This is a genomic window from Kitasatospora sp. NPDC047058, assembly GCF_040643935.1.
Classification (GTDB): Bacteria; Actinomycetota; Actinomycetes; order Streptomycetales; family Streptomycetaceae; genus Kitasatospora.
Map to the genome: position 1 here is coordinate 1 of NZ_JBEYVJ010000399.1, position 5,875 is coordinate 5,875.

Sequence of the window (5,875 nt, forward strand, 5' to 3'; positions counted from 1 at the left end):
GCGCATCCGGTGACCCCGGGCACCCCAGGACGCCTGCACGGCGCCCCCGCAGCGCCCCCGCAGGGCCGTCACGGGGCCCCGGCTGCCAGCTTCGAACGCCAGTAGCCCAGCTGGCTGTTCAGCAGGCTGTCCGGGTCCGCGCCGTCGCCGAGCAGCTCGCGCTGCCAGAGGGCGTAGTCGGCGTACTGGACCGGCAGCGGCGCCCACTCGGGCTTCGCGCCCTCGGAGCGGGCCGCGTAGGCGGTGGTCAGGTCCCGCGAGAGCGGCCCCGTCGACCAGCCGTCACCGGCGATGTGGTGCACCACGAGCAGCAGGACGTGCTCCTCGGGCGCCAGCCGGAAGAGTTCGGCGTGCAGCGGCGGCTCGGCGGCGAGGTCGAAGCCGTACCGGGCCGCCTCCGCCAGCCGGGCCGGCAGCTCGCGTTCGCCGAGCTCGGTCACCCGCAGCCGCGGCCGGGCCCGGTCGGGGTCCAGCACCCGCTGGCACGGCACGCCGTCGACGGTCGGGAAGACGGTGCGCAGGCTCTCGTGCCGCTCGGCCACGTCCGCAAGGGCGTCCTCCAGGGCCCGCTGGTCCAGGCTTCCGGAGAGCCGCAGCGTCAGGGGGATGTTGTACGTGGCGCTCGGGCCCTCCATGCGGTGCAGGAACCAGAGCCGGCGCTGCGCGAAGGAGAGCGGGACGGTCTCCGGCCTCTCGCTCCGCCCCAGCGCCGGACGCGCCCGGCCCGCGACGTCCACGGCCGCCGCCAGTTCCGCCACCGTCGGCGCGTCGAACAGGTCGCCGAGCCGCAGCTCCACACCGAGGACCGACCGTGCCCGGGCGACCAGCCGGGTGGCCAGCAGGGAGTGCCCGCCGAGGTCGAAGAAGCTGTCGTCCAGCGCGGGCTCGGACACCCCGAGCACCTCGGCGAACAGCCCCGCGAGCAGGTGTTCGGTCGCGGTACGGGGAGCGCGGCCCGGCGCGGCGGGCTGCCGCCCGGGCGCCGGGAGGGCCCGCCGGTCGAACTTGCCGTTCGGGGTCAGCGGCAGCGCGTCCAGCAGCACGTACGCGGCCGGCACCATGTGCCGGGGCAGCCGGTCGCGCAGGTGGTCGCGCAGGGCGGTGTCGGTCACGGTGGTGCCGGGCTCGGGCACCGCGTAGGCGACCAGCCGGGGCTCCTCCTCGGTGCGCACCAGCACGGCGGCCCGGGCGACCTGCGGGTGTTCGGCGAGGACGGCCTCGATCTCGCCGAGCTCGACCCGGAAGCCGCGGATCTTCACCTGGTCGTCCGTGCGGCCGAGGAACTCCAGACTGCCGGACGCGTCCCAGCGCACCTGGTCCCCGGTGCGGTACATCCGGGAGCCGGCGGGCCCGAACGGGTCCGCGACGAACCGCCCGGCGGTCAGCGCCGGCCGGTTGAGGTAGCCGCGGGCCAACCCCGCGCCCGCGATGTACAGCTCACCCGACACACCGGCCGGCAGCGGCCGCAGGGCCCCGTCGAGCACGTACAGCCGGGCGTTGGCCACCGGCCGGCCGATCACCGGGCGCGGGCTCGAACCCACGGCCGCGACCACCGAGTTGACGGTGCACTCGGACGGCCCGTAGAGGTTGAGGCAGCGCACCCCCTCCGCCGCCCGCAGCTGCTCCCAGAGCCGCTCCGGGACGGCCTCGCCGCCCGCCGCGACCAGGGCCGGACGCCGTTCGGGGTCGCTCAGCAGACCGTGGGCGACGAGTACCTGGAGGTACGACGGGGTGGCTTCGACGAAGTCCAGCCCGCACCGCGCGGAGTAGGCGACGAAGGCGTCCGGATCGGTCCAGGTGGCGTGCTCCAGGACGTGCAGCTCGTGGCCCCCGAACAGGGCGAGCAACTGGTTCCAGGAGGCGTCGAAGGACACCGAGGTGGTCAGGGCCACCCGCAGCCGCCGCCGCTCCTGCGGCACCGGCGCGAAGTGCACCTGCCGGTGGTCGGTGAGGAGGTCGAGCAGCCCACCGTGGGTCGGCAGCACGCCCTTGGGCCGTCCGGTGGAGCCGGAGGTGTAGATGACGTACGCCGGGTGGTCCGGCTCGACGGCCACCATGGGATCCACCACCGGGTGGCCCGCCACCAGGGCGGCGGTCTCCGGGTCGTCGAGCACCAGCCGGTCGACGGGGCCGCCGTCGGGCAGGCGGTCCCCGCTGCGGGTGTCGGTGACCACCAGAGCCGGCCGGGCGTCGTCGAGCAGGTACGCGATCCGGGCGGCCGGGTACCCGGGGTCGACCGGGACGTACGCCGCGCCGGTCTTCAGCACCGCGAGGACCGCCACCACCAGCTCGGCCGACCGCGGCAGGGCCACCGCCACCAGCCGCTCCGGCGCGGCCCCCCGGCCGATCAGGGCGTGCGCCAGCCGGTTGGCCCGTGCGTCCAGCTCCGCGTACGTCAGCGAGACGTCCCCGCACACCAGCGCGACCAGGTCCGGGGTCGCCCGCACGTGCTCCCGGAACAGCTCCGGCAGGCTCGCGGCCGGGGCCGCCGCCACCGGCCCGGCGCCGAGCGCCGCCAGCTCGTGCCGCTCCTCGGCGGCGAGCAGGTCGATCCGGCCCACCGGCTCGTCCGGGTCGCAGTCCGCGACGGTGTCGAGCAGGGCGAGCAGCCGCTCCTGGTGGGCGACGAGGTCGTCGTCGCCGTACGCCTCCGGTGAGCCGTGCAGCCGGAGCAGGGGCGGGTTGCCGTCCCGGTAGTCGAAGACCCAGACGGCGAGGTCGGTGGTCGACCCGGACACGAAGTGGTGCACGGAGGCCGGGTGCCCGGCGAAGCTCGGCCTGGAGTTGAAGGCCATGATGTTGACGATCAGCGGGAACGCCGTCCCGATGCCGCCCGGGGCGCCCAGGTCGCGCAGCAGGTCCTCGCTGCGGTAGCGCTCGTGGGCGACGGCCGCCTCGACCTCCCGCGCCGCCTGGGCGACGAGTTCGCGCCACGGCATGTCCGGTCGCACCGTCAGCCGCAGCGGCACCACGTTGGACAGCGTGCCCGGCACCGCCGTCAGGTCGCGGTCGGCCCCCCGGCGGGCCGTGACGGGCATGGCGAGCACCACGTCCTGGTTTCCGGTCAGCCGGTGGGCGTAGAGCGCCGTGGCCGCGATCAGCAGCCGGGACCACCGGACGCCGGAACGTCCCGCCGCCGCCCGCAAGGCGTCGGGGCGGCGCAGTTCCCGCTCCTCGGCCGGCCGGAGCGCGCGGTGCGGGTCGGTCGCGGCGGTGTCGGTGAGCCGGGTCGGGGCGGGCAGGTCCGCGAAGCGGTCGGTCCAGTAGGCGCGGTCGGCCTTGAAGTCCGCCGACGCGCGGTAGGCGGTGTCGCTGTCGACCAGGTCCTGCAGCGAGCCGAACGGGCACGGCGGCACGGCGCCGCCCCCGGCCAGCGCCGAGTACACGTCGCCGACCCGCTGCCGGAGCATGGAGCTGCTGATCGCGTCCAGCACCACGTGGTGGTAGTTCAGGTACCAGAGGAACTCCGTCGGCGACAGCCGGATCAGCGCGTGCCCGAACAGCGGGTCACGGGCGAGGTCCAGCGGGCGCATCAGGTCCCGCTCCATCCACGCCGTCGCCGCCGCCCGGGGGGAGGGTTCCCCGCTCAGGTCGAGGTGCGCCGGCGCCCAGTCCCAGGCCGCGCGGAGGACCTGGCGCGGGCCGTCGCCGTCGTCGACGAAGCTCACGTGCAGCGCGTCGACCTCGCCGACCACCCGGCGCAGCGCGGCGTCGAACAGCTCCGGGTCGACCGGCCCGTGGATCTCCAGGCACTCGCCGACGCGGTAGCCCGGGATCGCCGTCCGGGAGCGCTGTTCGGCGAGCCAGATCTCGCGCTGGGCCGCCGTCAGCGGAAGGACGTCGCCGTCGCGACGGGACATGGGGGTACCTCCAGAAGTGTGGGCAGGCGTGTGTGCAGGGCACACCGGGCCCCGCCGCCCGCGGTGACGTCACGCGGGCGGCGGGCGGGCGCGGCTGCTGTGGTCAGGCGGCGAGTTCGCCGGCCTGGAGCTGCCAGAGGGATGCGTAGAGTCCGTGCCGGGCGAGGAGTTCGTCGTGGGTGCCCTGTTCGGCGACGACGCCGCCCTTGTCCATGACGTAGATCCGGTCGGCGTGGCGGACCGTGGAGAGCCGGTGGGCGATGACGACCATCGTCCGGTCGGCCGCGAAGCCGCGGAGCGCGCGCTGGATGGCGGCCTCGGTCTCGTTGTCCACGGCGGAGGTGGCCTCGTCGAGGATCACGACCGGGGAGTTCTTGAGGATCGCCCGGGCGAGGGCGATGCGCTGCCGCTGCCCGCCGGAGAGGGCGGCGCCGCGTTCGCCGATCACCGTGTCGTAGCCGTCCGGCAGCGTCGCGATGAAGGCGTGCGCCTCGGCCATGCTGGCCGCCTCGACCACGGCGGCGTCCGGGGAGCCGAAGCTGCCGTAGCGGATGTTGTCGGCGATGGTGCCGTCGAAGAGGAACGGGTCCTGGGCGACGAATCCGATCGCGTGCCGCAGGTCGTGCCTCGGCAGGTCGCGCACGTCCCGGCCGTCGAGCAGCACGCTGCCGGACTCCGCGTCCTGGAAGCGCATCAGCAGCTTGGCGACCGTCGTCTTGCCGGAGCCGGTGGCGCCGACGAGGGCGGTGACCTGCCCGGCGGGGATGGTCAGCGAGAGGTCCTCCAGCACCGGCGGCCGGCCGGGGTAGGCGAAGGTCACCTCGTCGAGGACGATCTCGCCGCGCACCTTCCCGGCGTCGAGCGGTCCGCCGGTGCCGTCGGCCTCGACGGGCAGGGCGTGCAGCCGGCGGACGCGGTCGTGGGCGGCCATCGTGCGCTGGTACTGGTCGACGATGCCGCCGAGCCGGTTCATCCGCAGCAGCAGCATCTGGGGCAGGCCGATCAGCGGGCTGAACACCTCGAACCGCAGGCTGCCGTTGAGCACCGAGCGGCCGCCGATCAGCAGGGTCCCGGCCATCGAGCTGGTCGTGCAGACCCGGACGGTCTCGGCGTGGCGGATCGTGCTCCGGTCGGTCTGCCGGCTGCTCTCCCGGGCGTCCGCGCTCAGTCCGTCGATGCGCCCGGCCTCGTAGTCCTCGGTGCAGAAGCTCTTGACGGTGGCGCCGGCCTCCAGGGTGTTGACCAGCTGGCTGTGCAGCCTGGCACGGTGCTCGCCGGAGACGGCGTAGTCGGCCGCGACCTTGTCCTGGTAGTGGAAGGACAGCCAGGCGATGACCGGGACGGGCAGGAACGCGATCCAGGCGATCTGCGGTGCCAGCAGGAGGAACAGGGGTACCAGGAGGGCCAGGCTGGTGCCCAGTTGCAGCAGGTCGCTGGCCGAGGTGGCGAAGAAGGCGCCCAGCTGGCGGACGTCGTCGGTGAGCGCCCCGGCGACCCGGGTGGTCCGCTCGCCTTCCAGGTGCCGCAGTTCGAGGTGCTGCACATGGGCGTACGTCCGGTTGCGCCAGTCGTGCTCGATGTCCTGGCCGAGCCCGCGCCACTCGAGGTTCGAGGCGTACGAGAGCCCTGCCACGGCGGCGCAGGCGACGGTCACCAGCCCGGCCAGGCCCCAGAGTTGGGCGGAGGCGGTGGTCAGGCCGAAGCGGACCAGCGGCGCCGCCTCGCCCTTGATGAGGACCAGCGCGGTCCAGCCGAGGAAGGTGCCGAGCGCCATCTCCGACACCTGGCAGGCGACCGACGTCGCGGAGGCGCGGTAGAGGCGCCGGCGGTGCGGTCCGACGATCTCCAGCAGCGGGTGCCGCTCCGCCCCGGCGCCGGCCGCGTCCCCGGCCGTGTCGAGCGTCCGGTGCCAGGCCTCGACGCCCGCCGGTCGTCACCGTCATGGGTCACGTCGACCACGGTAAGACCCGCCTGCTGGACGCGATCCGCAAGTCCAACGTGGTCGCGGGCGAGGC

At 74.8% G+C, this 5,875-nt stretch carries 2 protein-coding genes; both read right to left on the reverse strand.

The window, feature by feature from the left end:
• Window positions 1-68 precede the first annotated feature (68 nt).
• Window positions 69-3,860: an amino acid adenylation domain-containing protein gene (locus tag ABZ885_RS33855; RefSeq protein WP_360197343.1), complete on the reverse strand. Its 3,792-nt coding sequence runs from the start codon at window positions 3,858-3,860 to the stop codon at window positions 69-71.
• A 103-nt stretch (window positions 3,861-3,963) separates the two neighbouring features.
• Window positions 3,964-5,634: an ABC transporter ATP-binding protein gene (locus ABZ885_RS33860; RefSeq protein ID WP_360197345.1), complete on the reverse strand. Its 1,671-nt coding sequence runs from the start codon at window positions 5,632-5,634 to the stop codon at window positions 3,964-3,966.
• Window positions 5,635-5,875 lie beyond the last annotated feature (241 nt).

Coding starts and splice junctions, on each gene's coding strand:
- ABZ885_RS33855 (WP_360197343.1), bottom strand. CDS start 3,860: ATGTCCCGTCGCGACGGCGACGTCCTTCCGCTGACGGCGGCCCAGCGC.
- ABZ885_RS33860 (WP_360197345.1), bottom strand. CDS start 5,634: ATGGCGCTCGGCACCTTCCTCGGCTGGACCGCGCTGGTCCTCATCAAG.